Here is a 26,135-nt window from a genome sequence, read left to right as displayed (position 1 = left end):
GAGTAATTTATAGAGGAAATAAATTGGTGTCAATACAAAAAAGTGGACAAAGCGTATGAATTTACCATTCGATTGCACACAAAGAGCAGTTAATGCCTGAGCCAATGCCAAGTAAGGCGATTTTGTGACCTTTTTGTAAATGTCCAGCTTCGGCGGCTAGGGCGGTTGTGGCGGGTAGGCTAGCTGAGCCACAGTTACCTAATTTGTCGAAGGTTTGGAAGTCTAAGTCTGTGTTGAGCCCAAGGCTTTCGAAAAGCAGGCGCGTATGTGCAGAGCCAACTTGGTGTGTGCAGCAACGATCAAAATCTTCAACTTTCCATTGAGTCTCTTCTAGGAATGCGGGCCAGGCTTTAGTTGCTGTGTCTACACCTGCGACCAGCAGAGCTTCTGAGTCAGTTTGCATGAGCGGCCCATTCGAGGAGCTGTTGTTGTGCCCACCTTGGCAGAGGTCGTTTTGTTTGGTGTTTGAATAAGAGTTTATCGCTAGGAGTTTGTGACTCTTTTCTTTGTCAGCAAGATCTTCATGAGAAAGCATGACGGCTGCCGCGCATGATCCAATAGTTAAGGAAGCAAAGTGTGGTTTGAAATCCTGGCGTCTTAAGTGTTCTTGGCTATTTAAATGATCGATCGTTTGCTTGAGTAGTGGGAAGCCGATTTCGCCAGAAACGAGAAGTCCTCGTCTAATAGTTCCGGCTTCAATCATATCTGCAATGACTTTCATGCCAGTGATGACGCCTAGGCATGCATTGGAGATGTCGAAGTTTAAAGCGTGAGGCTGTAGATTGAGTAAGTTGTGGACAACGCTAGCGGTAGCGGGTTCAAGGAAGTCTCGGCATACTGAGCAGTGAATGACAATGTCGATTTCGCTTTTATCGACACCTAAATCTGAAATGAGTTTTTCTGCGGCTTCTGCAGAAACTTGGCTAGGTCTCTTTTCTAGAGGCCAGTAGCGACGTTCTTTTATACCTGTAAACATTTCGAGTCGCCCTTTCGATAGATTGAGTTTATCGTAGGCGGGGCGAAGCATGTCCTCTACTGCTTCAGAAGTGAGGATTGAGTCAGGGATATGGGCTTTGAAGCCGTCGATTTTTACTTTGTTATACATCTAGATAGAGGGCTGATTTTTGAGACGGCGAGTAGTATAATGTTTAAAACTGCCCTGTCAACAGCTCAGTATCTTGGAAGAATGTGCTTTATAAAGTTGTATTAGTATTAAGTTGGCGATATTCTTATGTTTTATTGAATGAACAAGTACATAAATTAGGATAAAATTTTGCAAGCTAAGACAAAAGATAAAGCGCCTTCTGCTCGCATAGTTATTACTGGTGTGGGACTAACGTCTCCCAACGGAAATAACTTGCAAGAATACCGTCAAAACCTTTTAGACGGAGTGTCGGGGATAAGTGACTATAATATAAGGTATATAGGTGATACTTTTGCTGGAGCCTGTGACTTTGATAAGCTTAAATATCAGACAAAAAAAGAACTTCGTGTCGGTACACGTGCAGGTTCAGTTAGTATTTATTGTGCTGGAGAATCTTTAGCAGATGCAGGTTTAGATTTAGAGTCAATTGATCGTTCGCGAGTTGGTGTGTTTGTCGGTACAACGGAGCACGGAAACGTTGAGACTGAAAACGAAGTTTATAATTTAAGTAAATTTGATTACGATGTGAAATATTGGACGCATCACCATAATCCAAGAACTGTTGCAAATAATCCAGCTGGTGAAGTTACAGTTAAGTTTGGTCTCACGGGGCCGCATTACTGTTTAGGTGCAGCTTGTGCAGCTGGTAATGTGGGTTTGATCAATGGACTACAACAGTTGCTCTTGGGTGAAGTTGATGTAGCTCTCGCAGGTGGTATTTCTGAGAGTATTCATACATTTGGTATTTTTGCTGCGTTTAAGAGTCAGGGGGCTTTGGCCGAGAATGAAGTTGCTGAAAAAGCGAGTCGTCCTTTTGATGTCGATCGCAATGGTATTGTGATTTCTGAAGGTGGAGCGCTTTACACTTTGGAACGCTTAGATGATGCCTTGGCACGTGGCGCCAAGATTTATGGTGAGATAACGGGTTATCACATTAACTCTGATGCAACAAATTTTGTTTTACCAAATAACGAACGCCAAGCTCAATGCATGAATAAAGCTTTAGGTAAAGCGGGGCTCTCGGCACATGACATCAACATCGTAAATACTCACGCAACCGGTACGAGTGCGGGTGACATCCAAGAATCGAAAGCCATTAACGAAGTTTTTGGTTCCTCAGCGACAACCTATGTGAATAATACGAAAGGCTTTATTGGTCACGCTATGGGTGGTGCAGGTGCCTTGGAGTTGGCAGGTAATTTATTATCTTTCGAAGATAACAAGGTGCATGCTTGTATGAATGTTGATAATGTCGATCCTGAATGCGCAGTGAATAATCTTGTTACCAAGGAGCCAATTCAATTAGAGTCAGTAGATCACATTCTTAATAACTCCTTTGGGATGTTAGGGATCAATTCTGCTTTGATTGTGAGTCGTTTTTTAGACTAATGATTTGCTTGATGTATAAGATCGGATTATATTCGGCATCTTTACAAACTTAACATTAGTTAAAATATAAATAATTTTGGAGTCGTTAAATGACAAATGAAGGTATTGCGCAGGCAATCATTGACATTATAAAAGATATTGTGCCAGACGAAGATTGCAGCAATATTGATCCAGCAGTTGCTCTTAGAGATCAACTTGAATTGGATTCTATGGATTTTTTAGATATTGTTATGGAACTTAGAAAACTCTACAACGTAGAAGTTCCAGAGGCTGATTACGGTGAGCTTGCAACTCTTGATAGTTGCGTTGCTTACCTCGAGCCAAAAATGAAAGATATTTAATTTGAATAAAGCTTTCGATTAGGGGACTTCTTAGTCCCCTTTTTTATTTCTTATGACTTACGATACAATTATTATTGGTGCAGGTATGTCCGGCTTAGCGGCAGGCATTCGTTTAGCACATTACGGTAAAAAGGTTTTAGTGCTTGAAAAGCATGCGATTCCTGGTGGCCTTAATTCGCATTTTTCTAAAGATGGTCGTCGTTTCGACGTAGGCCTTCACGCCATGACAAACTTTGTTAAGCGTGGCCAACGATCAGCTCCTTTAACGAAGCTCTTACGTCAGCTTCGGATTCCCTATGATGATTTAGACCTAATCGAACAGAGCTATTCCGCCATTGATTTTCCAGAAAATAAGATTGCCTTTGGCAACTCTTTTACGATGATGGCAGACGAAGTAGCCCGTGAGTTTCCCGATGAAGTGGATGGTTTCCTGAGGCTAGTTGAGCACGTGAAAACTTATGATGATGTCTCACTTGATGCCAAATACGTTTCCTCACAAGACGTTGTTGCGACCTTTGTGAAGTCAAAAGTTTTAAGAGATATGATTTTTTGTCCAGTTATGTACTACGGCAGCGCAGTTGAAGATGATATGGATTTCTCGCAGTTTTGTATCATGTTCAAAAGCTTGTATTTAGAAGGCTTTTGTCGCCCCAGAACGGGTGTGCGTCACTTGCTAAGGATTCTGCGCAAGAAATTACTTGATAATGGAGCTGAAGTCCGTATGAAGACGGGCGTGAAGCAGATCTTGCGTCACAATAATAAAGCTATAGGTGTTGAGCTTGAGAATGGGGAAGTACTCAAGGCAAATAATGTTTTGTCTTCTGCGGGTTATGGTGAGACCTTAAAGCTATTACAAGAAGATGTTCCTCAGGGAGTCGCTGGCGAGCTCTCTTTTGTTGAGTCCATACTAGTTTTAGATACCCCAGTGAAGGACCTTGGTTTAGAAGAGACGATCATTTTCTTCAACCGTGAAGAAGAGTTTAAGTACCGTAAAACTCCAGATCCCTATTCCTGTAAGTCAGGTGTGATTTGTATGCCAGGGAACTTTGATTACGCCGATCAAGTGGAGCGCGAAGGTTTGGTTCGATTCACTTCTTTGGCGAATTATTACCTTTGGAAAGACATGGATCAAGCAACATACGCTCGTACGAAACAGGAGTTTGTCCAAGAGCAGATTAATACATCTGGCTTTGGTGATAAAATTCGCGACCGCGTTGTTTACACCGATGCTTTTACACCGCTAACAGTTAAGAAATTCACCTCGCATATCAATGGTGCGATCTATGGCTCGCCGATTAAAGTTAAGTCGGGTGAGTTGCCAACAGAAAACCTCTACCTTTGTGGTACGGATCAAGGATTTTTGGGTATTGTGGGGGCCTTGTTATCTGGCATTTCAATCTCCAACAAGTACTTGCTGCTGTGATCAAGAAATTATTTGATCCAGAGGGGAGACTCTATAAGATCACCCTTAATATCTTTTGTGCTTTTTTTAGTGTATGGATGTTTACTGTACGACGTGAGTTTATCGGTAATGTATCTTGTTTAGACGATGATGACGAATCCTTTATTATTGCATTTTGGCATAATCAAGTATTAGCCTTGTCTTATGTTTTTGAACGCGGTGTGTGTGAAAAGAGTACAGGTATGGCTTCTAAATCTCGTGATGGACAAATGATTTCCGATATTATGATAAGTCGCGGATTTTCGGTAATTAGAGGCTCAGCGCAACGCAAGAAAAAAGATAAAGGTGGGGCGGTTGCTTTTATTAAATCTCTAAAGGTCTTACGTGAGCCTAATAAGCTGATGTGTATTGTTCCAGATGGACCAAGAGGTCCCATTTATGAAGCTCAGCCTGGCGTGATGATGTTGGCGGTTAAGTCACAGAAAAAATTAGTGCCAATTGGTGCTCGTTATTCTGCCTCATTTAAATTGCCCACATGGGATAAGCTTTACATACCTCTACCGTTTTCGAAAATGACTGTGGAGTTTGGCGAGGGTTTAGTTTTTGAAGAGAATACTGAAGCCTCCAAGCAAGAGTTTACTCAAGCTCTTAATAAGATTAGTCAGCTCAAATAAAGAGATTCTAAAAAATTCATCAAAATAGATCTGATTTATTACTAATAAAGATTGTGTTTTAAGGTGAAAGTTTTTATTCTATTTAAGGATTATGTTATGAGAGCGTATTTCATTATTAGGATGAAACTTTGGGTGGTTAGAAAATGTCACAATCAGAAAAAAATGAGCACTTACTCGACGAGGCACGTGTCTATGAAGCCGTGTTAATTAATTTGCCTCACGATGAGTTTGCTTTGAATCGCTTAGTGGAGATTTATACAAAATGCGGAGATGCATCTAAAACGACTGAATTTAAGCAAAGATTAGAAATTGCTCGTCAAGGCGAACTCGATATTGAAGATTTCTATGGATCCAATTCAAGAAATAAGACTGGGTCTTTTTTTCGAAATCACTCAAAAATTCATGAACTCATATCGCTTTGCAAGAAAGAAGAAACAAAATTTTTTAAATCTCGCATCAGTGAGTGGAGCGATATTCGACCTCATCTTGATTTTCTAATTCGCCTCAAAGAAGCAGGAGCTTTGGATTCGTCTAGTTATGTAGAGCTTTGCCGACATTTCATGAATACAAGAAATGAAAAGAAAGACTCCCATTGGAAAGGCGTTGTTAGTCATCTGCCCGACTGTGATCGTTTAAATTATTCTGACGTATTAGAGGCTCTAAAGTGTATGAGTACTATGGAATATGTTGATTTAACTGAATTTCATTACTCAAATGAGCTGGAACTACTCCCTAAAAAATTGATATCTCATTGTGAACTGCTTATATTTTCTGTAACTAAGTCAGAAGTGAGTGTCGCAATGTTGAATCCGTTTAATGAAGTAGTGAAAAAAGTACTAAGGGATTACTTCACTCTACCAGTAAAATTTTATCTTACGGACGTTCAGTCCTTCAATACTTTTGCTAAAGGGAGTTGATATGGCAGTAGTAAATTATGCAAAAAAAGAAATTCAGTTTAAGATTGTTTATTATGGTCCAGGCTTATGCGGTAAAACCACAAACCTGCAAATAGTTCACGAAAAGATGCCCGGAGATGCCAAAGGGAAAATGTCTTCTTTGGCAACGAGTCAAGATCGAACTTTGTTCTTTGACTTCCTGCCACTTAAATCGGATGCAATCGAAGGCTACACAACAAAATTTCAAATGTACACAGTGCCAGGTCAGGTGAAATACAATAGTACGCGTAAGCTCGTGTTGAGGAATTGTGATGGCGTTGTTTTTGTGGCCGATTCACAAGTGAAAAAGATGCCTGAGAATATTGAGAGTTTACAGAATCTTGACGAAAACTTGAAAGAGCAGGGCAGCTCTATAGACGAGATGCCATTAGTTTTTCAGTACAATAAACGCGATATGAAAAACGTGGCTCCAGTAGAGTACATGGATTTTCTGATTAACAATGGTCCTATTCGCATGCCGGTTGTGAATGGTGTCGCTTGTGATGGTGAAGGTGTTTTTGATACTCTTAATGCCATTTCTAAACTCGTTCTCCATGATTTTATCCAAAAGAAAAACCAAGGATAAATCATGGCCTATGAATTAAACCAAGCTGAATGTTTGGAGCTCCAGGCTAAACTCGACGAATTTTTACGTTTATCGGATTCGAGCTCAACTCTTTTGTGTGATAAAGGTGGAGCAGTACTAGTGGATTCCGGAAGTGAAGCCGAAAATGATTTAATGGCAGCATTAACAGCAGGTTCTTTTGCTGCGACTCGTGAGCTTGCAAGAACTGTAGGGGAAGAAGACTTTGAAGCTGTTTATCACCAAGGTGGCAATCGTAGCCTATTTATTGCAGGAATGTGTGAAGAAGTTATTTTATTGGCAGTTTTTGAGCAAGAGAATTCTCAGGTTGGTTTAGTGCGAATGATGGCGAGGAAATTGCGCCGTGAAGTGAATCACGTTTTGGCTAAAATGGCCAATAAGCAAGAAGTTGTAGCCGAAGACCCAACAGTGAGTTTCGTTTTAAAGAAATGAACTAAAAGGCTGACTCGAACCCAGCTTCTTGAGACTCTCCGAAATATTCTCTTGTGTACAATGCCAAGCAGCAACACGCGTAGCCACTTTACCACATTCTTTCAGGCTCAATTTATTTGCGAGTCCCGCAATAAAAGCTCCATGAAAGACATCTCCTGCACCATTGCTATTGAGTACCTTTACTTTTTCAGCAGGGAATGAACCTAGATCTCCATCAAGAGAATATTTAGCACCCTCAGCACCCATAGTGATAATGATTTGTTCATATGTCTCTTTTAGTACTGAAAAGGCATCTTCAATATTGTCTTTCCTAGAATGATGAAGAGCAAACTTTTGAGAGCCGATAATGATATCAGCATGCGGTAAGATTCTCAGTACACCAGGGTTTGCGGAGCCCGCATCAAGAATGACTTGACTTCCTAGTTTTTTTAAATCCATAATGAGCTCAAAACAGCAGTCGATATAGCGCCCATCCACAAGAATGTATTGAGGAGGTGTTGAGACCTCTAATTTCAGGGGGCGTACATTTTTTGCGAGTGACGCAATAACGCTACGTTCACCAGTAGAACTCACGAGGATCGTGGCATGAGGTGTTTGATCTGTTTCTAATTCTATAAGGCTATGTGACTTAAAATGACGTTGTTTGTTGCGAATAAAGTCACCAGGATAATCTTTGGCAATAGCGCTGATCAGTACCGTGCTTAAGCCTAAATGATTAGCAGTTAAAGTGCCTATGCATGCTGGGCCACCTAAACTTTCACTCGAATGGTGAGCTTCTATTTTTTCATCAATTTGAGGATGAGAATCAATATACAGAGAGCTGTCGAGAACGCTTAGACCTATGCCCAGTAAATGACAAGAAGGGAGGATCATTTTTTTTGATGAGCACGAATAGGGCGGATCTTCTCGCGTTTCTTTTTCCATTCGACTATATCTTTTTTTAAAACTTCAATCGCCTTAATAAGTTGTGGATCACGATTTGCACTTAGATCTCCAGCTTCGGGCCAAATGAGATAATCGGGTTTGGCACCATTGAGTTCCATGTCTAAGCCTGTGTCAGCTAGATACCAGCCGCGCATGGGGAGGCGGAAACGGTGCTTGTTAAGGATTTTACTTCCCCATGTGGAGATTACCCCACCAGCGCTTGGTACGCCAATAACTTGGCCTCGATTAGTGGTTTTGACTGCATGAGTAAAAATTTCGGCATTGCTGAAACTATTTTGATTGCAAAGAACAACAATCGGTTTTTTCCAAGGAGTGTAAATACTGCGATTATCTGGATAACCTACTTGGTGATCGCGGGCTTGGCAAAAAGCATGATCTGGTTGTGTCAAAATTGTCATTAAGTGATCTGCTGTACTTCCGCCAGCATTGTCTCTCACATCAATCACGATACCGTCTTTGCCATAGGCTTTTGAATAGAGTTCGTCGTGGAACTGATAGAATGAATCGAAGTTCATTTTATCGATATGTAAGTAAGTGATTTTATCATCGCTCAAAGTTTCAGTCTTTTTAGTTAAACGATCGACCATTTCTTGGTCGAGTAGAGCGCGAGTTTTATCGGGGTTAATACTCTCGATAAGGTGGTCTTTGACTTCCCCAGTCGAAGTCTTGATTTTAATATGAATACTCTGGTGATCTAAACCGGTGAGTAATTTGTCTAAGTTGCTCTTGTCATTAACTTCGGTGTAGTTTAATTCGAGGATGTGATCGCCCGTTTGCAGATCATACTGAATATTAGCTGCTGGAGACTTAGGGATCAGTTCACCGATGAAAAGTTTTCCGTCTTTACGTTCAAAACGCAGTCCCGTGTGAGCGGTAATTAAACGTTTAGGTACAGGAGGATAACTGGCATTAGGAGAGAAACCTAAATGTGAGGCGTTGAGCTCGCCGACCATCATGTTGATGGCAGTGCTCAGACGCCAAATATTACTCGCTTCACGAGCGGCAGGGGCGTATTTCTCATAAACGTTTTCCCAGTTTAAATTATTCATGTTGGGGTCATAGAACTTCTCCTTGAGTAGGCGCCAAGAGTGAGAGAAAATTAAATTATTTTCAGTCTCTAAATTAACCGTATGGTAAAAGTTATACTCAAATTTTGATGTCTTTTTACGACTCATTACAGCCGCTTTACCGTAAGCAATGGAAGAGAAGTAGCCCTTTTTCTTGAGTGGCTTAATGGGGAAGTTTTTTGTCGTGTTAAAAGTTAAAAAACTATAAGATTTCTCTTCGAGGTCGATTTTATAAATAGCATCAAAAGTGTAGGTGCCTTTGCTGCCTTTTTTATCAGAAATACAAATGAGTGAATCGGAATCTTGTGAGAACAAAGGACGACTCTCATTACTGCCAGTACGACGAATATGATGAGTTCTTAAATGTATATTCTTCCAATCATAGACGATTTCATCTTTGTCATCTTCTTTGCTTTCAGTTTTTTCTTCCTCTACAGCTTCTTGTTCGGAGGCCTCAGCTAAATCTTCATTTTCCTCTTTTTCACTTTCGCTAGTGGGGTCTTCATTTTTATCTTTACTTTCATCTTCATTTTTGCTTGCCTCGTTTTCCTTACCTTCTTCTTTATCTTCCTCGTCTTTTTTTAGAGGCCGTTCGTCTTTCATGTGTTTGAGGGCATCTTTGTATTTGATTTGGCGAGGGCTGATTTCATAGTCTTCACCTTTGAGGTAGACGAGTATAATGTCACTGTCATTGCGTGATCGATCACTCACGTAAGCAATCATAGACCCATCTTTTGACCAAGTAGGGGAACGATCTGACGCGGGATTTCTAGAGATGTTAATCGCTTTTTGGGAAGCATCGGAGGGAATGACAAAAATTTCACTATTATAGTTTTCGTTGGGGCAGGAATAAATAAACCATTGGCTATCGGGGGACCAAGAATAATCAGGCTCCATCCAAGTGTTGGTGATTTTTTTTCTAATACCTTTTTCAATCTCGTATGTCCAAAGGCTTCCATCACCACTCACAAAGGAAAGACGTGAATCATCTGGTGCAATATTTAGATCCTTGATACTACCTTTGTATGAGTAAACCTCACTAGTTTCAAAGGCGTGGTTTTGCCACCAATACTTTTCTTTGTCAGCTCTCTCAACCTGCATGATAGTCATGTCCTGTCCATTATCTTTGAGGTAGAATATTCTTTCAAAATCATTTGAGAAAATGGGTTCTATGCAAAAAGAGTCTTTGTCGCTGATGCGAATCGGTTCACAAAATTTACTGTCGCTCACGTAGATCAGGCCATCTTCAGCAAAAGTCATTTCTAAGCCATCCATGCTAACATCAAAGGTGTCGATACCCTTAACTTGGCGATTCTCAGTCTTGTTTCTATTTAAATCTTCCTGTGTATAGATTTCGAGTTTCTTCGCCTCTTTTTGACTTTGATGTTTCCATGTATATAAATCAAAGAGTCGACGCCAAGAGAGGGTGCTGCCATCACTCGAGAGGCTAATGTTTAAAATGTGTTCGCCCTCGCCACTGTAGCGTAATAGACTCTTTTTCTTTTTGAAATCGTAAAACATCAAGTCATTGCAAGCACTCTCGTCTGAGAGGTAAAAGAAGCCCTTGCCATCCGCCGACCAAAGCGGGGTGCGGTTGTTCCATTCTTCGTGAATGATTTTTGTGTACTGCTGAGTTTCGGAGTCGTATAACCAGATTTGCGAAGCCTGCGAACCGCGATACGCTTTGCGATAATTTTGTGAGCCTTCGCGAGTAAAAAGGATTTTTTTCTCATCAGGGGATAAATTGAATTCACGCATGCGTGAGTTGAAAATGAGTTCTTCAGTTTCCTGGCTTACGGTATCTAATTTATAAGGTAGGCTACCTTGGCGAGGGACGAAAAGTTTTCTATTTGAGTTGTAGGCGAGGCTCTTGTTATCTCTGAACCATTGCAGCAAGCGATAACCTTCTGAATTGAAGCTGACTTGCTTAGCGGGGCCACCCACGGTTGGCATAACAAAAAGGTAGGTTGGGCCTAGGCGGTTGGACTCAAAGGCGATTTTTTTACCGTCGTGTGAAAACATGGGACGATAATCAAGGCCTTTGCTCTGGGTCATTCTTTTCGCGAGACCACCCTCACTAGAACTTATCCAAATGTCGTCGTTCCAAGAAAAAATAACTTGGGAACCATTGGGCGATAAGCTCGGGGAGTAGGGGATGTCAATTTTTGTTTGTGCATTGATGCAGAGACAGAAAGAAAGTGCGATCACAAGATGTTTAAACATAGGTCCATAACCAAGTTAATTTTTTAAGTTCTTTCAAGGTAATTCCTCAGATCCCTGATAGCAAAAGGTCTGAGGCTTCACTTGAGTTTAATTATTTAATTCCTGAATGACGTAAAAGGGCTTCGCTTTTGGGTTCACGACCACGGAAATTTTTAAAGAGGATAGCGGCTTCTTCTTCACCACCGCGTTCCAAAATTTCTTTGAGGAATTTTTTGCCAGTTTCAGAATTGTAAATGCCCTCATCTTCGAATAGAGAATAAGCATCTGCAGAAAGCACTTCGGCCCACTTATAGGAGTAGTAGCCAGCTGAGTAGCCGCCCGCAAAAATGTGTGAGAAGGCATTTTGGAAACGATTCCATTCAGGAGTATTCAGAGGGGCGGTTCTTTGGCGAACGTCATTTAAGAGTTCTTGAGTACTAGCAAAATTATTTTTAGCAGACTCAATATGCAAACTGAAGTCAAAATAAGCGAATTCGAGTTGGCGCATCATGGCGAGTGCTGAGTTAAAGTTTTTCGCATCGAGTAAGCGTTGGATCTTATCGTCGGGAATGACTTCGCCAGTTTCGAAGTGCTCAGAAAGTGAGCGGATGACATCTTTTTCCCAGCACCAGTTTTCCATGATTTGAGAAGGAAGTTCCACGGCATCCCAAGCGACACCATTGACACCTGCGATGCCCGCAATATCAACTTTGGTGAGCATGTGGTGAAGACCATGACCAAATTCGTGAAAGAGAGTGGTGATTTCGTTGTGAATAAGAAGTCCGGGCTGCCCCTCGGATGGAGGCATAAAGTTACAGACTAGGTAGCAAACGGGAAGTTGGAGTTCACCTTGAGAATTCTTGTGGCGAGATAAGCAGCCATTCATCCATGCACCACCGCGTTTATCGGCGCGAGCATAGAGGTCAAGGTAAAAAGCCGCAATGGTTTCGCCATTGCGTTCGATATTGTAAACGCGAACGTCGTCTTGCCAGACATCGGGCTTATTTTGAGCTTCGGAAATCTGGATATCGTATAAGTTGCCGGCAAGTTCAAAGAGACCCTTCATGACTTTATCTATGCTAAAGTAGGGGCGTAATTCTTCTTGATTGAGCTCGTAGAATTCCTGACGCATTTTTTCTGAATAAAAGCCCAGATCCCAAGCTTGTAAGTCACCCTCAAAGCCATTGTTTTTAGCGTATGCTTTGACGGCTTCAATTTCTTCTTTTGATTGCGCTTGTGATTTATCGATGAGCTGATCAATGAAGCCTAAAACTTGCTCAGGTGATTCGGCCATTTTAGTGTAGATGGATTTTTCGGAGAAATTATTAAAATCGAGAAGCTGAGCGGCTTCTTGTCTGAGTTCGAGAATGCGTTTGATAGTTTCTGTATTATCGTACTTGCCTGCATTTGGCCCCACTTCTGAGGCACGAGTTGAGTAAGCAAAGTAGATTTCTTCACGGCGTTTGCTACTCTCGCCATAAGTAAGCAAGGGTTGGAAAGATGGGAAGTCGAGAGTGAAGACCCAGCCTTCGAGTTCTTTGCTCTTTGCGCAAGCAGCGGCGGCATCAATGACATTTTGCGGGAGGCCCGCTAAATCTTTTTCATCTTCAATATGCAGGTGATAGTTTTGCGTGGCATCTAAAACTTGATTGGAGAACTTGGTGCTGAGACTAGAAAGTTCTTTTGCGATTTCCGCAAAGCGTTTTCTCTTTTCTTCTGGCAAGGCGATCCCCGAGAGTTTGAAGGAACGAATACTATTTTTTATAAGAGTTTGTTGGCCGATGGAGAGCTTCTCGAATTCCGCTGATTTTTGCAGAGAATCTATGGCTTCAAAAAGTTGAGTGTTTTGTCCCAGTTCGGTATAAAACTCAGAGATTTTTGGTTGGGCTAAATTATAAGCCTCACGGAGTGCGGGACTATTTTTAACGGAGTGTAGGTGCGAGGCGATTCCCCAAATCTTACCGAGCTCGACATCCATGTCTTCGAGGGGAAGCATTAAATTATCCCAAGTGAAATGACCTTGCTCGAGTAGTTGTTGGATATCTTTTCGTGCGGAAGCTAAAAAGTCATCGACTTGCTGGTTAAGTTGGCTCGCATCAAAGCTTGAAAATGAGGGAAGATTGTTGGGAAGTTGACCCATTGAAGTACTCCTAAAAATTTGATTTCATTAAACTTGCGTGTTTTTCTTTGAATCTCAAATCTTGGGAATAGAAAAAGCCCGAATCTTATGGGATGATTCGGGCTTGGGATTTTTAGCCAGCTATAGGGCTTTCCTTAGCGAAAATGGCTTCGGCATAAAGTATGGGGTCAAATGGTTGGAGGTCTTCGGGGCTTTCGCCTAAGCCAACAAAGTGGATCGGGAACGTATGCTCATCTTTAATGGCAACAACGACGCCACCTTTTCCAGAGCCATCGAGTTTGGTAACGGCGAGGCTCGTGACTTCACAGGCTTTGCCAAATTCTCTCGCTTGAAAGAGGGCATTAGTTCCTGTAGAACCATCCACAACTAAAACAGTTTCGTGGGGAGCTTCGGGGAAGTTTTTGCGAATGACGCGAAGAATTTTTGGAAGTTCTTCCATAAGGTCTTGGCGAGTGTGTTGGCGACCTGCCGTATCGATAATGAGGTAATCAACATTTTTGGCTTTTGCAGACGCGCAGGCATCATAGGCAATCGCGGCGGCATCAGAACCGTGTTGACCTGCAATCACCGGGACGTCGATGCGTTTTCCCCAGTGCTTGAGCTGTTCAATCGCAGCCGCACGGAAAGTGTCGCAAGCGGCCAAAAGTACAGATTTGCCATCTTGTTTGAGTTTGTAGGCTAACTTGCCCGTAGTCGTAGTTTTTCCTGCGCCATTAACACCTACCATGAGTAAAACTGTAGGGCCGTTCGTGTTAATATTAAGGGGGCGATTATCGTCTTCTAAAATTGAAGTGATTCGAGTCGTGGCAATATTGATGATGTCTTCGGAAGTCTTAATCTCGCCCAAGTTATAGGATTCTTTAATGTCAGCAATGATTTTTTGCGTGACAGATACACCCAAGTCAGCAGAAATGAGGGCAGCCTCAAGTTGACGGTAAGTATCTTCATCCCATTTTTCCACATTTGAAAAAACTGATTCAAATGATCGAAAGAGTGCGGTTTTAGTTTTTTTAAGTCCCTTTTTAAAGACGTCAAAAATACCTTTCATTTTTCCATTTCCTCTGGACGGAGTTTGCGTGCAAGCGTGTCACCAATACCGTTAACGAATTTAAATGAATCGGTGTTACCGAATGTTTTGGCGAGCTCGACGGCTTCATTAACAATGACGACGGGGTGATTGCTTTTGATTTCCATGAGTTCGAAAACGGCGATGCGAAGCACGTTACGGTCAGTTGTCGCCATGCGATCAATTTTCCAGTTTTTGGCTTCTTCAGTAATATAGGCGTCAATTTCTTTCACCTTATCAAGCACACCTTGAATGATTTCTCGTGCAAAAGCAAAGCCTTTGCTAGACTCGTGTTCGTTGGGTGCAGAAGGGGCATTTTCTATTTGGTCGATAAATAAAGCGAACTCCTCTTCTTGGAATTCAAGCTTGGCAATATCGCTCTGATAAAGGTACTGGAGGGCCCACTTACGACCCAGGCTACGCGGGTTGCGTTTAATCTTCTTACTCATAGTCTGTCAAAAATCTCTGGTTTCTTAATTTCGCGCTAGTATACACTAATAGGAAAAAAAGGCTAGACAGAGAAAAATAATTTTTTTATTTTCCAAGAAACAAAGAGTTTATGACGAAAAGCCTCGATAATTCACGAGCTAAAGAAGAGAGCAAAGATGACAAAATCTTGGCTTGAGCTAAATTGCGTTAAATAGTTTAAATTTTGGGATTAAAATGTCGTCAATATTATTGTATGCCAGAAAGTTAGAGGAGTTGGATTTTCTCATTCCTTGTGTCGAGAAATTTGCACAGAAGTACGAGATTAAGGAAATTGAACTACTTTATGTGGAAGGTTCGGAAAATACTTCCTCGGTTCGCCAAAAGTTGAGTAAAACTATAAATAATGATTTTGGCTTAGTTTACGACATTACAGAATTGCCCGTTGAGAACAGTGCACAGAGTCTCGGCGCATACATTGATCGTAATAAGCACCGGGCTTTAATAGGGGCATTTCATCCATCATTCAAAGAAAATGCCCTCATGTACCCCATCTTCCAGGAATCCACGATCGACACGATGTTGATATGGACCAAGCATCAACGTTCAATTGATACCATTGGTGTAGTGGCAAGTGGTGGATTCAATGATCCTCAGGCGCTTAAAATTGCAACAAAATGTTTGGATCCTGGTGAGCAAGTTCCTTTACTGATGCTCGAAGAAGATAATAGTTTTAACTCCGAGATCGTGGGTCGGCAAGCGGTGAATGACTTACTCGATGAGAGTGGAGTTAACAAAGATAAGGTGCAAGCTCGAGTAGAAAACCTCGACGCCGATTACGAATCGCTGAGTTACTACTTCAATAAAGTAGATTTAGTGATAACGGGTGCAGAAAATTCGAAAGACTTATCGAAATGGAGCGACCATAAACGCTTTCCGCTTGTGGGACTACTCAAGCGAGCTCCTAAAATGGCCGTGGCCAAACGCATTACTCAGTGGATTCCTCATTTAAGCCCACGAGCTTATGCGGATTTAGTTCTTGGTTTAAGGCGCGGCTCCGTATTGACCTCCGACTTCATGGTCATGTTGGGACTTGCCGCAGCTATTGCATCATTTGGACTTTTGCAGGATTCGGCCGCTATTGTTATTGGTTCCATGCTTTTAGCTCCTCTGATGACACCCATGATTGGTTGTGGTTTAGCTTTAGTACAGGGTAATGCACGCTTGGGTCTGAAGTCGAGTAAAACCATTGCGGTGGGAGTCGCACTGACAATTGGCGTAAGCTTTCTAGTAGGATTTACAACGCCAGGGCAGGAACTGACTTCAGAAGTGATGTCCCGTGGTGTGCCCAATATACTCGATTTATTTGTGGCCTTATTTGCGGCTTGTGCAGCGGCGTATGCCTTAGCACGGCCTAATATTGGTGGCGCAGTTGCTGGGGTTGCTATTGCAACTGCCTTAGTTCCTCCGCTTTGTTCAGTTGGGATTGCCTTGTCTTACGGAAAGATTCCCACCGCCTTTGGTGCTTTTTTACTTTTCTCGACAAACTTGGTGGCGATTATTCTAGGGGCCTCAATTACCTTTAATATTCTTGAGATCAATAGTATGCAGATGCAAGCCCAACGCAATACTTGGGTTTACAAAGCATTAGGTGCATTAGCTTCGGTGCTGATTATTTTTGCCATTCCTCTAGGTTTAGAACTCGAGCGCAATATCAACTTGGGGAAACCCTCGCCAAATTTGTATCCTGTCGCTAAGCATGTGACCAAAAGTATCGTTGATTACATCGAATCATTACCAGATGTGGAACTGCTTTTACATGGGCGACCAGGAAGTGATTCTGACCCTACAGATGTGATGATTATCTTGGCTTCTTCACAACGGATGCCGAAATACTACATAGATGATCTCACCGACTTAGTGCGTAGGAAAATGGGGGATGCCAAGCTAGTGATTGAGGTTCATGCTCTTAGGGATGGTTGGCGCGATGAAAATCTGGAGAAGCGAGCACAGAAAATTCTTGAAAAACGAGATCAAGCTTTGGAAGAGAAAATTAAAGAAAAAATTGAGATCAAACTCGAAAAAGAAGTTGAAAAACAAGTCGAAGAAGAAATCGATAAAGAAGTGGATAAGCAGATCGAAAAGAAGGTCGAGCTCGAGCTCGAAGAAAAGATTGAAGAAGAAGTTCAGGACGAGATTAAAAACGAGTTAAATAAACCTAAGAAACAAATACCAACTAAATAAGTCATATATTTAGATTTAATTAAATATTTGCATAGCTAGAATGGAACTTTTACACTAAAGGTACAATTATTAGAGAGTGTTAATATTAAAGGGGCGCAAGTATGCGTAAGTATATAATTAGTTTGAGTTCTTTAGTGCTGTTTTTTTCCTGTATCGGAGGAAAGTCAGTTCCCGTTGAGTTTTATACCTTAAATTTAAAGGGCGAATCTGCAACAGCCGTCAAAATTGCATCGGTCCGTTCAAGTGTGAAAATTCATCAAAGAATGAATTTAAAAAATGGTACAAGACTTGAGTTACGCGAATTTGAACGTTGGCAAGGAACGCCTGATCGTCTTATTGAAACTGAGCTCAAAAATCATTTCGCTTTGGGGGGAAATGACCTATACTGTGAACTCAATGAGTTTGTTTTTGATCTTGAGAGTAAAGAAGCCCAAGTTAGTATGAATTTCACACTAAGTAGTGAGGATCAGACCAAAAAGTTTAAGTTAAAAAGTTCACATGAATTCACCGCGCAGGATGGCGAATCACTAGCTGAGGCCATGTCGCTTGCAGTTGAAGACCTTTTCAAACAGCTAGACAAGAAAATTATTGAAGGAAAGTGAAAAACTTAGTTTCCAGTTTTGGTCGTAACTTTGTAGGTTTCTTTCAAGAGTCTAAAAATATCTTGGCTTTCATTGGCGAGGTTACAGAAGAACTTATTTTTGGCATCAGAAATCCTCATAAAATAAAGTGGAAAAGCACCCTCTATTACATGGATGGTTGTGGTCGAGAAGCTACAGGGATTGTCGCTTTAATTTGCTTTTTAATGGGGTTGATTTTAGGCTTCCAATCAGCTGTTCAAATGAAGCAGTTTGGTACCGATATTTACGTCGCCAATTTAGTGGGTCTTTCTATTGTTAAAGAACTTGGGCCACTCATGGTTGCGATGATCGCAACGGGTCGTGCGGGTTCTGCTTTTGCCGCTGAACTTGGCACGATGCGAGTTAATGAGGAGATTGATGCACTCACGACTATGGGCTTCGTTCCGCCGCGTTTTTTAATTATCCCTAAACTGATTGCCATGATGGTCGTCATGCCTATCTTAACTTTGATTGGTGACCTCTTAGGTATTTTGGGTGGATTTTTTGTGGGTGTGGTTCAGCTCAAACTCCCCTTCATTGCCTACTTAAATCAAACGATAAAAGCCATTCATTATTTAGACGTTATGGAAAGTATGGCCAAGGCCTTTGCTTTTGCAATCATAATATCCATGGTGGGGTGCTACCGTGGCATGAATAGTTCATCCGATGCCCAAGGCGTCGGTAAAGCGGCCACTTCTTCCGTAGTTTCGGGCATCTTCTTAATTATCGTTGCCGATACACTAATGACAATTATTTTCACTCAGTTGAGGGGCTAATGGAAGCAGTTATTAAAGTCGACAAACTGAAAATGGGCTATGGTGACCGTGTTATCATGGAATGCCTTGATTTTGAAATCAAGCAAGGCGAGATTTTTATCATTTTAGGGGGCTCAGGTTGTGGCAAAAGTACCTTGCTAAAGCATATGATTGGTCTTTACAAACCAATGGCAGGAGATATTACGATTAAGGGTAAAAATATCGTAAAAGCGGATGCAGAAAAAAAGCGTGATATCATGAAAGAATTTGGCGTTATGTATCAGTCAGGAGCTTTGTTCGGCTCCATGACTTTAGAAGAAAATATCACCATGATCCTCGAAGAAGTGACTGATATGAGCCCGCAAGAAAGACATGAGCGTGCTATGGAAAAATTAGCTTTAGTGGAACTCGATGAATTCAATACCTTTTACCCAGCTGAAATTAGTGGAGGTATGAAAAAGCGAGCCGCCATTGCCCGCGCAATGGCGCTCAATCCAGATATCTTATTTTTCGATGAACCTTCGGCTGGTTTGGATCCTATTTCTGCCGCAAATCTAGATGCTTTGATTTTGAAATTACGAGAAGAGTTCAAAACCACTATTGTGATTGTGACGCATGAACTCGAGAGCATTTTTTCGATTGCGGATCGAATTATTATGCTCGATAAAGAAACTAAGAGGATTATTGAAGATGGCGATCCTCGAAAATTAAAAAATGAATCAAAAAATGAATGGGTTCGCGATTTCCTCAATCGACGTGAATCAGTACAGACTTAACTTAGGAGAAAGAAAATGGAAAATAAACATTTCAAATTGGGTATATTTGTACTGACTGGTTTAGTACTCTTTGTACTTGCCTTATTTTATTTAGGCTTGCGAGAGCAATTTCGCAAGAGTTATGATTTCGTCACCTACTTTGATCGCAGTGTACAGGGACTAGAAGTGGGTTCGTCAGTTAAGCTTAAGGGGGTGACCGTTGGTCGAGTTTCAAGTGTCGAACTATGGGAACAAGAATATGTGAAAGTCACTATGTCGGCGGTTCCTCGTAATGTCAGTGATAGTGAAATGAAGGAAATGTCGGAGGCTCAAGCTCAATTGCGCTTCGAAGGCTACATCGTCGAGGCAGTAGATAAAGGTTTGCGAGTTAGTTTAAATTATGCGGGCATCACCGGGATGAAATATATTGAGCTCGATTACGTTGACATGAAGCGTGATAACTCAGTCGAGCTCCCATTTACGGTGACTGAAACCTATATTCCTGCACTACGTTCTTCTCTGGAAGATATCGTCCTCGATGTAGAAAAAATCATGGATGGGGTCGCTAGAATTGATTTTCAACAAATTGGAGAAAATGCCGAAAAAGCCATGTCGAGTGCTGAAAAAACGATGGCTAGCCTCGATAAGTTTGCCACGAGTGAGCTCCTGACTTTGAGTAAGGACCTCTCTTCATCATTAAAACGCATCGACAAATTTACTGAGGTCTTAGAGAAAGAAATTATTGCCGCCAAAGTTGGTGATACAACAACTAGCGTGAGAAAGACTTTAGCTAAGCTCGATGTCAATAGTGCTGAACTCAATAAGGCTTTGGCAAGTGTGACCAAAACTTCCGACATGATCGGTAAAGATTTTAGCAAAATTAGTGATGGTGTGACAGTGGCCCTTGCGACGGTAGAGAAAAATCTCAAAGCCTTAGCATCCTTGACTCCGCAGTTAGAGAAAATGCTTGCAGGTGAAGGAAAAATAGGTAAGGCAGTCGTTGGTCTCGCTAAAGACACCTCAGCTAGCTTAGATAGTTTCGATAGAACACTCGATTCAATTCGCCGTCTTACAGATTATTTAGAGCGTAATCCCAACGCTTTGATTCAAGGGAAAAATTAAGTTTTAAGTGCTGTTCTAAGCATGCTTTAGTTTAGCTTGACTCTATATTTGGCAATGAAAAATTTATTTGAGAAATTTGCCGACTTTTTCGACGCGGATATAAGTGCGCGTCAGGATTACTTGATTCGCTTCGATGAGGCGAGTGCCGATCACGGCATTGCAGAAGTTGATACAGGATCAGAAAGTATTTTCTGTGAGCTCAAGATTAACCAACGTCGCCTCTACGCAAGCTGTGAATGTGAGCAATCCACTTCAGAGCGCTTTTGTGATCATTTAGCGCGAGTTCTTGAAGTCGCCCAAGAACGTGAAGTCCTTTTGCAAGCACTCAAAAAAAACGTTGCCGCAAAGCTTTTACCACTCGGTGAAATCCCTTTACAGCAGCCCGTGGAGGAAGCGACTCAAAAATTTCATCATCAGCAAGTGAAGGCGAAAGCCTATGTTCCAAAACCCCAAAAATATTTTGATAAAATCACCGCGATAGAAAATCCAAGCTGCGAAGTGCGTTTACTCTTTTGTCTCTATGATAATCGTTTAGAATTCTTTTGGAAATCCAATGGTCGTGGGGGTTACTTTGACCCCCGATCGGGTGAATGCACCCCAGAAGATGCCAAACTATTAAAACGCTTTAGTGACTTACCATTGCTTAATGAAGGGCAAGTCTTTTTTGTTGAGCTTGAAGGCGTGAGAGCAGAAGACTTGCATGGTTTATATAAATCAAAACAACTTTATTGGCGCGGGAAAGAACGCAAACTCAAAAAAATACACGCTAGTGAAGGTGATTGGCATTTGGAATTACAGGGGATCGAACTTCCTGATCAGAGCCTACAATTGAGTCTAGCTTTGCGCTCTTCGCAAAACCGACTTCGCGCTTATGAAGAGTTTATGCCTGGAATCTTATATGTTCCAGGGGAAATCCTGTTCTATGATCTGCGAGGCCCGCAAGATTTAATCAAAGACTACCCATTGGGTCATTTCACTATAAGCGCTGATGAAGTCGCCGCTTGGGTCAAGAAATACCTCGCAAATACTGAACTCGACACGCAGCATTTGCCCGAAGCCTTACGCTATGAGTCAAAAGAAACTCAATCGCAAAGTCTCTTTCAAGGAAAACTCTATTTCACTACAGCGGAGTTCAAAGTTAAAAATAGAGAGATGCTTCACGTTGAGCTTAATTGGCTTTATGGTGAGGGAGAAATTGCCGATTCCTCCAAAGATGAATCAGTCGTCGATATAAAAAATAAACAGATTTATCAACGTGATTTTCGTGAGGAGAAATTTGCTCGTGAACTACTCTACACCCTAGGCTTTGAGTTCACGACTTCGGGGCCTGAACCTGGCTGGAAACTTTTGCCAGCTAAACTGCCGGAAGTTGTCCCTGCATTAAAGCAAAGGAAATGGGAGACTTTAGCGGAAGGCAAATCTTTGCGAGTTCCTCGCGATTTTGCCATAAATGTATCTAGCAATCAAGATTGGTTGGAAGTACAAGGTAAACTCGAATTCGACGGTGCCTCAGTTAGTTTACCAGATATTCTAAAACAATGGATGAATGGAGATAGATTTGTCGTCTTAGATGACGGTAGCTTAGGCCTTCTACCAGAAGATTGGCTCAAAAACTTTACCGCACTCACAGAATTGGGTGATTTGGGTACAGAGGGTATGCGCTTTCATCGTCAGCAAGCTCTACTTGTGGAGCAATCACTTAAGGCTATCGAAGAAGGTGAGTGCACCTTTGATTATCAGACCTTATCCGAAAGGGTCGAGAAATTTAAATCACTCGGCACACATCAAGCCCACCCAGATTTCAAAGCTCAGCTACGCGATTATCAAAAGCAAGCTTTAGCATGGTTTATTGAAATGCGAAAGCTAAAGTTGGGCGCCTGTTTAGCCGATGATATGGGGCTAGGCAAGACAGTTCAGGTACTCTCCTTTCTGCACATGCTTCTGAAACAAGGTGAGCTCGACAAAGCCGTTTTGATTGTCGCACCACGTTCACTCTTATTTAACTGGGAGCAAGAAATCCAACGCTTTTCACCCAGTTTACAAGTCTTTCAATACCTTGGAGCCGGGCGAAAGAAAGTTTTAGATAAACTCACTCAAGGTCAAGTTTTATTGACCACTTATGGAACTCTGATGCGTGATGCGGTTAAACTTAAAGAACGGGTGTTTTCTATTTGTGTCGCCGATGAAGCCCAGGCCATGAAAAATCCCCTTTCCATGACTTCGAAGAGCATGCGCCTCATCAATGCCGAATTTAAAATTGCTTTAACGGGAACCCCAGTAGAAAATAATCTAGGAGATCTTTGGAGCCTCTTTGAGTTTCTCAATCCTAATTTATTAGGAACTTATAAGCACTTCGCTAAAACGTACCTCGATGCAAAATGTTCGGAGAAAAATCTCGAGTCATTGCGTCAAACAATTCGTCCCCTGATGCTTCGTCGTAAAAAATCGGAGGTAGCGAAAGAACTCCCCCCTAAAACTGAACAGCTTCTCTACTGTGAGTTGGGAGAGGAGCAAGAAAAAATCTATCGCGAAATGCACGCCTATTATTCTCAAGAAAAACAGAAAGATGACAAAGAGACACCCGGCGGAAAGGGCAATATGCTCGCCGCGCTCACTCGTTTGAGACAGGTGGTCTGCCATCCCTATTTAGTGAACGAAGATTACCGTCACATTGAGTCAGCAAAAATCAACTTGCTCATCAGTCAATTAGAGCAAGTTTTTGCGAGTGGCGCGAAAGCCTTGATCTTCTCGCAATTCACTCAATTCCTAGATCTTATAGAAGAAGCGATTCAGATGAATAAATGGAATTATACCCGCCTAGATGGCTCCACAAAAGATCGTCAAGTGCCTGTACAAGAGTTTAATGAAAACGAGAAATGTCGCTTTTTTCTCATTAGTTTAAAAGCAGGCGGCACGGGGCTTAACCTTACCCAGGCTCAATACGTGTACATTATGGACCCGTGGTGGAATCCAGCTGCCGAGAGTCAGGCGATTGATCGCGCTTATCGCATTGGTCAAGAAAAAGCCGTCAGTGCCTACCGCATTGTGGCTAAGGACACCATAGAAGACAAGCTCCTACAGCTTCAAGCAGAGAAAAGCCAATTAGTCCAAGACGTCGTCGAAGCAGGAGCTTTCACGGGAAAATTAAAACAAGATGATCTAAAAGCCATCCTCAAATGAGATAAGTCAGAAGTTTTGTTGAAGCTGGGTAGCTTGGAGAGTAAATTGCAGTGTGAACTTTAAACTAAGGTGAAATGATGACTGAAATTTCTGCAAAAAATTTAAAGGAAAATCAAGCCGAGTATCAAATAATTGATGTAAGGACTGAATTTGAGTTTGGTGGTGAACGCATGGCCGGTTCGATTAATTTACCCCTAGATCAATTGTCCATTGAAAAGATTCAAAGTTTGAGAGACGATAAAAAACTTCTTTTGCTTTGTCAAAGTGGTGCACGTTCAAAAAAAGCTGCGGAAAAACTTGAGGAGCTCAATGAAGAAGTCACTTGCCTCGAGGGAGGACTCAATAATTGGAAGGCGGCGGGCTTAGATTTGTTGGTGATTAAGAAAGTGATGTCTCTAGAAAGACAAGTGCGGATTTGTGCAGGCGCTTTAATTTTGACGGGAGTTATTTTAATGAAATTGGGCTTTAATGGAGCGGAATATTTATCAGCTTTTGTAGGAGCGGGTTTAATCTTTGCAGGACTTACCGATACCTGCGGTATGGGTATCTTACTCTCAAAAATGCCGTGGAATAAGAGTTCATAGTCCCTAGCAGTTTATGGTGAATGGTCGACAATGAAAAGGATTGAGTTGGAATTGTCTTGTCCTGATATAGGTTGTCATCTAAAATAGGAAAAACCTATGAAAGATACAATAAGATATAGTGAATCATTTAAACAAAAAGTGGTAAACGAGATCTCCAAAGGTAAATTTATAAGCTGTGGAGAAGCGAGCCAAGCTTATGGGATATCAGGCTCTTGTACAGTAAGAGCCTGGGTCAAAAAGTATGGTAGAACAGACTTATTACCAAAGGTGATTAAAGTGGAAACAGAAAATGATATTGATGAGATTAAAGCTCTTAAAAAGCATATTGCTGAGTTAGAGAAAACAGTAACCGAACTAGCGATAAGTGATGTTATGAATAAAGCTTACTTTGATATAGCTTGTGATGAGTTCGGCGTATCTGATAAAGAAGCCTTCAAAAAAAAAGTCGGTGTGAAGCGGTCAAAAGAGTCAGATCAATGAATAGCCACTTTACTGTTAAACAACTTTGTAATCACCTCCATATGAGTCGGCAAAATTTCTATAAAAATAAATCTTTAAGCACCAAAAAAGAAGTAGATAGAAAACTTGTGATCGATCTTATTAAAGAACAACGTTGCATTCAATCTGAGCTCGGAATTCGAAAGCTGCAGAATATGTTAGTAGATAACTTCAAAGAGAATTCTATACAGATAGGACGAGATCGCTTATTCGATATAGCTCGCGAAGAACGCCTATTAATCAAAAGAAAGAGGAAGTACTGTCGAACTACTGACTCTAGGCATCGTTTTAAAGTCTACAAAAATCTAATAAAGGATAAGGTGTTAACCGCACCTAACCAGGTGTGGGTTTGTGATATAACCTACATCAGAGTTGCAAAAAGCTTTGTTTATCTAGCGTTAATCACAGATGCCTTCTCTAGAAAAATTATTGCTTATAATGTGGGAGAGAGTTTAGAAGCTGTAGGATGTATCAAAGCATTAAAGATGGCTTTAAAAAGTCTCCCAAAAGGGTCATACCCCATCCATCACTCTGACCGTGGGTCTCAGTACTGCTGTCACGATTACATTGAAATCTTGACGAATAGAAATCTTCCTGTCAGTATGACTGAAGAAAACCATTGCTATGAAAATTCAAAAGCTGAAAGAGTCAACGGAATACTGAAGTATGAATATCATTTACGCGAAACATTTAAGAACTTTAAAGATGCTAAAAAAGCAATTAAGCAGGCTATTTACTTATACAATAATTGTCGCCCTCATACAGCTTTGGAATATTCATTTCCAAGTGTTGTTCATGAAACACAATGTGCATAAATATTAGTCAATTAACATAAACAAAAGTGACAACTATTTTTCAGGACTTGACAATTGTAGGGACGCTGTCCCCATCCCTGCGAGGCTTGCCAGCCATCGACGGGCGGTAAGGGTAAGATAATTTTACTCTGCGTGATAATACTAAAGAATAAGTACTGAACAAAAACTTCGTGTCTTGGCGCCTTCGCGCGAGGATTTTAAGAGTAGCTATTGCCTGTTAATCTCATTGAAAAGTAGATTTATTATTTCACGCCAAGTCGCTAAGTCGCCAAGAAAGATATAAACAGCAATTTTGAATTGAGGGTTCAGTAGTAGGCTTGAGTTGGAATTGTAGGGACGCTGTCCCCATCCCTGCGAGCCTTGCCAGCCATCGACGGGCGAAAGAGAGATTGTTTTTAATTATAAGTTTTGAGTTTTTAATGACTAAAAGTTATTTCTTCTCTGTGCTCTCCGTGTGCTCGGTGGTCAAATGTCTTCTTAGAATTCTAAAGAAAGCCTTACGTGAAAAATCTATAAGTTGATTTAATAGTCTTTTGAGTTCCATACCTTAAGGCATGGGAAATGTTGATTCATTATTTGCCTTAGGATTTCATCCTGTGCTAATTAAAGTTTAATGGTTTCACCATATAAGTCTTTAACTGCAGTGAGCCTGCGAACGATCTGCAGGCGAAGCCGATCTGCAGCGAATGAAATGAGCGATCTTTAGACTATTTCGGATATGCCTAAAGTTTTTTCTTCATTAGAGTGTAGGTGAGGCCGTCTTCTTGGTGTTGGTCAAAGCTTTGCCAACCGAGA

Annotated in this window: 22 protein-coding genes; 16 read left to right on the top strand and 6 right to left on the bottom strand. The window is 41.4% G+C overall.

Going from position 1 to position 26,135, the window contains the following annotated elements; translation table 11 throughout:
* Window positions 1-61 precede the first annotated feature (61 nt).
* A complete protein-coding gene (locus tag LNTAR_RS23405) occupies window positions 62-1,105 on the bottom strand; it encodes a 3-oxoacyl-ACP synthase III (RefSeq protein ID WP_007281261.1) in 1,044 nt (347 codons plus the stop codon).
* Between the two features lie 168 nt (window positions 1,106-1,273).
* Between LNTAR_RS23405 and LNTAR_RS23400 the strand changes: the two genes are divergently transcribed.
* The 7 genes from LNTAR_RS23400 to LNTAR_RS23370 all read left to right on the top strand — a co-directional run bounded on the left by LNTAR_RS23400 (window position 1,274) and on the right by LNTAR_RS23370 (window position 6,921).
* The gene (locus LNTAR_RS23400; protein ID WP_007281260.1) at window positions 1,274-2,533 is read left to right on the top strand and encodes a beta-ketoacyl-[acyl-carrier-protein] synthase family protein; all 1,260 of its coding nucleotides are present in this window, start codon (window positions 1,274-1,276) and stop codon (window positions 2,531-2,533) included.
* Window positions 2,534-2,622: 89 nt separating this feature from the next.
* A complete protein-coding gene (locus LNTAR_RS23395) occupies window positions 2,623-2,874 on the top strand; it encodes an acyl carrier protein (protein ID WP_007281259.1) in 252 nt (83 codons plus the stop codon).
* Between the two features lie 52 nt (window positions 2,875-2,926).
* Window positions 2,927-4,297, top strand: coding sequence for a phytoene desaturase family protein (locus tag LNTAR_RS23390; RefSeq protein WP_007281258.1), 1,371 nt, complete (start codon window positions 2,927-2,929; stop codon window positions 4,295-4,297).
* Entirely contained in the window at window positions 4,294-4,950 is a 657-nt protein-coding gene (locus LNTAR_RS23385; RefSeq protein WP_007281257.1) for a lysophospholipid acyltransferase family protein, read from the top strand. Before LNTAR_RS23390 ends, LNTAR_RS23385 begins: the two co-directional genes overlap by 4 nt.
* A 143-nt stretch (window positions 4,951-5,093) precedes the next feature.
* Window positions 5,094-5,867 carry a hypothetical protein gene (locus LNTAR_RS23380; protein WP_007281256.1) on the top strand — a complete coding sequence of 258 codons (774 nt, stop codon included), beginning with the start codon at window positions 5,094-5,096 and terminating at the stop codon, window positions 5,865-5,867.
* Between the two features lies 1 nt (window position 5,868).
* Window positions 5,869-6,471, top strand: coding sequence for a GTP-binding protein (locus LNTAR_RS23375; RefSeq protein ID WP_007281255.1), 603 nt, complete (start codon window positions 5,869-5,871; stop codon window positions 6,469-6,471).
* A 3-nt stretch (window positions 6,472-6,474) separates the two neighbouring features.
* The gene (locus tag LNTAR_RS23370) at window positions 6,475-6,921 is read left to right on the top strand and encodes a roadblock/LC7 domain-containing protein (RefSeq protein ID WP_007281254.1); all 447 of its coding nucleotides are present in this window, start codon (window positions 6,475-6,477) and stop codon (window positions 6,919-6,921) included.
* Here the strand turns inward: LNTAR_RS23370 and LNTAR_RS23365 are convergent.
* The 5 genes from LNTAR_RS23365 to nusB form a co-directional block, all read right to left on the bottom strand.
* Window positions 6,910-7,845, bottom strand: coding sequence for a carbohydrate kinase family protein (locus tag LNTAR_RS23365; RefSeq protein ID WP_007281253.1), 936 nt, complete (start codon window positions 7,843-7,845; stop codon window positions 6,910-6,912). The genes LNTAR_RS23370 and LNTAR_RS23365 overlap by 12 nt on opposite strands.
* A complete protein-coding gene (locus LNTAR_RS23360) occupies window positions 7,791-11,156 on the bottom strand; it encodes a S41 family peptidase (RefSeq protein WP_007281252.1) in 3,366 nt (1,121 codons plus the stop codon). Before LNTAR_RS23360 ends, LNTAR_RS23365 begins: the two co-directional genes overlap by 55 nt.
* Window positions 11,157-11,247: 91 nt before the next feature.
* Entirely contained in the window at window positions 11,248-13,275 is a 2,028-nt protein-coding gene (locus LNTAR_RS23355; RefSeq protein ID WP_007281251.1) for a M3 family metallopeptidase, read from the bottom strand.
* A 112-nt stretch (window positions 13,276-13,387) separates the two neighbouring features.
* Window positions 13,388-14,323, bottom strand: coding sequence for a signal recognition particle-docking protein FtsY (gene ftsY, locus LNTAR_RS23350; RefSeq protein WP_007281250.1), 936 nt, complete (start codon window positions 14,321-14,323; stop codon window positions 13,388-13,390).
* Window positions 14,320-14,790, bottom strand: coding sequence for a transcription antitermination factor NusB (gene nusB / locus LNTAR_RS23345; RefSeq protein ID WP_007281249.1), 471 nt, complete (start codon window positions 14,788-14,790; stop codon window positions 14,320-14,322). Before nusB ends, ftsY begins: the two co-directional genes overlap by 4 nt.
* Before the next feature lie 214 nt (window positions 14,791-15,004).
* Between nusB and LNTAR_RS26340 the strand changes: the two genes are divergently transcribed.
* The 9 genes from LNTAR_RS26340 to LNTAR_RS23300 all read left to right on the top strand — a co-directional run bounded on the left by LNTAR_RS26340 (window position 15,005) and on the right by LNTAR_RS23300 (window position 25,340).
* Window positions 15,005-17,011 (top strand): TIGR00341 family protein, encoded by a 2,007-nt coding sequence (locus tag LNTAR_RS26340; RefSeq protein ID WP_083800132.1) that lies wholly within the window; start codon window positions 15,005-15,007, stop codon window positions 17,009-17,011.
* Window positions 17,012-17,112: 101 nt separating this feature from the next.
* A complete protein-coding gene (locus LNTAR_RS23335; protein ID WP_007281246.1) occupies window positions 17,113-17,613 on the top strand; it encodes a hypothetical protein in 501 nt (166 codons plus the stop codon).
* Window positions 17,610-18,407, top strand: coding sequence for an MlaE family ABC transporter permease (locus LNTAR_RS23330; protein ID WP_007281245.1), 798 nt, complete (start codon window positions 17,610-17,612; stop codon window positions 18,405-18,407). Before LNTAR_RS23335 ends, LNTAR_RS23330 begins: the two co-directional genes overlap by 4 nt.
* A complete protein-coding gene (locus LNTAR_RS23325) occupies window positions 18,407-19,162 on the top strand; it encodes an ABC transporter ATP-binding protein (protein ID WP_007281244.1) in 756 nt (251 codons plus the stop codon). Before LNTAR_RS23330 ends, LNTAR_RS23325 begins: the two co-directional genes overlap by 1 nt.
* 15 nt (window positions 19,163-19,177) lie before the next feature.
* Window positions 19,178-20,263 (top strand): MlaD family protein, encoded by a 1,086-nt coding sequence (locus LNTAR_RS23320; protein ID WP_007281243.1) that lies wholly within the window; start codon window positions 19,178-19,180, stop codon window positions 20,261-20,263.
* Between the two features lie 54 nt (window positions 20,264-20,317).
* On the top strand, window positions 20,318-23,443 hold the full coding sequence (locus LNTAR_RS26335) for a DEAD/DEAH box helicase (RefSeq protein ID WP_007281242.1): 3,126 nt from the start codon (window positions 20,318-20,320) through the stop codon (window positions 23,441-23,443).
* A gap of 74 nt (window positions 23,444-23,517) precedes the next feature.
* Complete coding sequence (locus LNTAR_RS23310; protein WP_202944973.1) at window positions 23,518-24,027, top strand: rhodanese-like domain-containing protein; 510 nt, start codon at window positions 23,518-23,520, stop codon at window positions 24,025-24,027.
* A 96-nt stretch (window positions 24,028-24,123) separates the two neighbouring features.
* Window positions 24,124-24,507, top strand: coding sequence for a transposase (locus tag LNTAR_RS23305; protein ID WP_007277235.1), 384 nt, complete (start codon window positions 24,124-24,126; stop codon window positions 24,505-24,507).
* Window positions 24,504-25,340, top strand: coding sequence for an IS3 family transposase (locus LNTAR_RS23300; RefSeq protein ID WP_007277234.1), 837 nt, complete (start codon window positions 24,504-24,506; stop codon window positions 25,338-25,340). Before LNTAR_RS23305 ends, LNTAR_RS23300 begins: the two co-directional genes overlap by 4 nt.
* Window positions 25,341-26,135: the final 795 nt, after the last annotated feature.

This window comes from Lentisphaera araneosa HTCC2155 (assembly GCF_000170755.1).
Classification (GTDB): Bacteria; Verrucomicrobiota; Lentisphaeria; order Lentisphaerales; family Lentisphaeraceae; genus Lentisphaera; species Lentisphaera araneosa.
This window is presented reverse-complemented; position numbering and strand designations above follow the sequence as displayed.

Excerpts from the sequence above, each read along its gene's own strand:
- LNTAR_RS23405 (WP_007281261.1), bottom strand. The coding sequence starts at position 1,105 with ATGTATAACAAAGTAAAAATCGACGGCTTCAAAGCCCATATCCCTGAC.
- LNTAR_RS23395 (WP_007281259.1), top strand. The coding sequence starts at position 2,623 with ATGACAAATGAAGGTATTGCGCAGGCAATCATTGACATTATAAAAGAT.
- LNTAR_RS23390 (WP_007281258.1), top strand. The coding sequence starts at position 2,927 with ATGACTTACGATACAATTATTATTGGTGCAGGTATGTCCGGCTTAGCG.
- LNTAR_RS23380 (WP_007281256.1), top strand. The coding sequence starts at position 5,094 with ATGTCACAATCAGAAAAAAATGAGCACTTACTCGACGAGGCACGTGTC.
- LNTAR_RS23375 (WP_007281255.1), top strand. The coding sequence starts at position 5,869 with ATGGCAGTAGTAAATTATGCAAAAAAAGAAATTCAGTTTAAGATTGTT.
- LNTAR_RS23370 (WP_007281254.1), top strand. The coding sequence starts at position 6,475 with ATGGCCTATGAATTAAACCAAGCTGAATGTTTGGAGCTCCAGGCTAAA.
- LNTAR_RS23365 (WP_007281253.1), bottom strand. The coding sequence starts at position 7,845 with ATGGAAAAAGAAACGCGAGAAGATCCGCCCTATTCGTGCTCATCAAAA.
- LNTAR_RS23360 (WP_007281252.1), bottom strand. The coding sequence starts at position 11,156 with ATGTTTAAACATCTTGTGATCGCACTTTCTTTCTGTCTCTGCATCAAT.
- LNTAR_RS23355 (WP_007281251.1), bottom strand. The coding sequence starts at position 13,275 with ATGGGTCAACTTCCCAACAATCTTCCCTCATTTTCAAGCTTTGATGCG.
- ftsY (WP_007281250.1), bottom strand. The coding sequence starts at position 14,323 with ATGAAAGGTATTTTTGACGTCTTTAAAAAGGGACTTAAAAAAACTAAA.
- nusB (WP_007281249.1), bottom strand. The coding sequence starts at position 14,790 with ATGAGTAAGAAGATTAAACGCAACCCGCGTAGCCTGGGTCGTAAGTGG.
- LNTAR_RS26340 (WP_083800132.1), top strand. The coding sequence starts at position 15,005 with ATGTCGTCAATATTATTGTATGCCAGAAAGTTAGAGGAGTTGGATTTT.
- LNTAR_RS23335 (WP_007281246.1), top strand. The coding sequence starts at position 17,113 with ATGCGTAAGTATATAATTAGTTTGAGTTCTTTAGTGCTGTTTTTTTCC.
- LNTAR_RS23325 (WP_007281244.1), top strand. The coding sequence starts at position 18,407 with ATGGAAGCAGTTATTAAAGTCGACAAACTGAAAATGGGCTATGGTGAC.
- LNTAR_RS23320 (WP_007281243.1), top strand. The coding sequence starts at position 19,178 with ATGGAAAATAAACATTTCAAATTGGGTATATTTGTACTGACTGGTTTA.
- LNTAR_RS26335 (WP_007281242.1), top strand. The coding sequence starts at position 20,318 with ATGAAAAATTTATTTGAGAAATTTGCCGACTTTTTCGACGCGGATATA.
- LNTAR_RS23310 (WP_202944973.1), top strand. The coding sequence starts at position 23,518 with ATGATGACTGAAATTTCTGCAAAAAATTTAAAGGAAAATCAAGCCGAG.
- LNTAR_RS23305 (WP_007277235.1), top strand. The coding sequence starts at position 24,124 with ATGAAAGATACAATAAGATATAGTGAATCATTTAAACAAAAAGTGGTA.
- LNTAR_RS23300 (WP_007277234.1), top strand. The coding sequence starts at position 24,504 with ATGAATAGCCACTTTACTGTTAAACAACTTTGTAATCACCTCCATATG.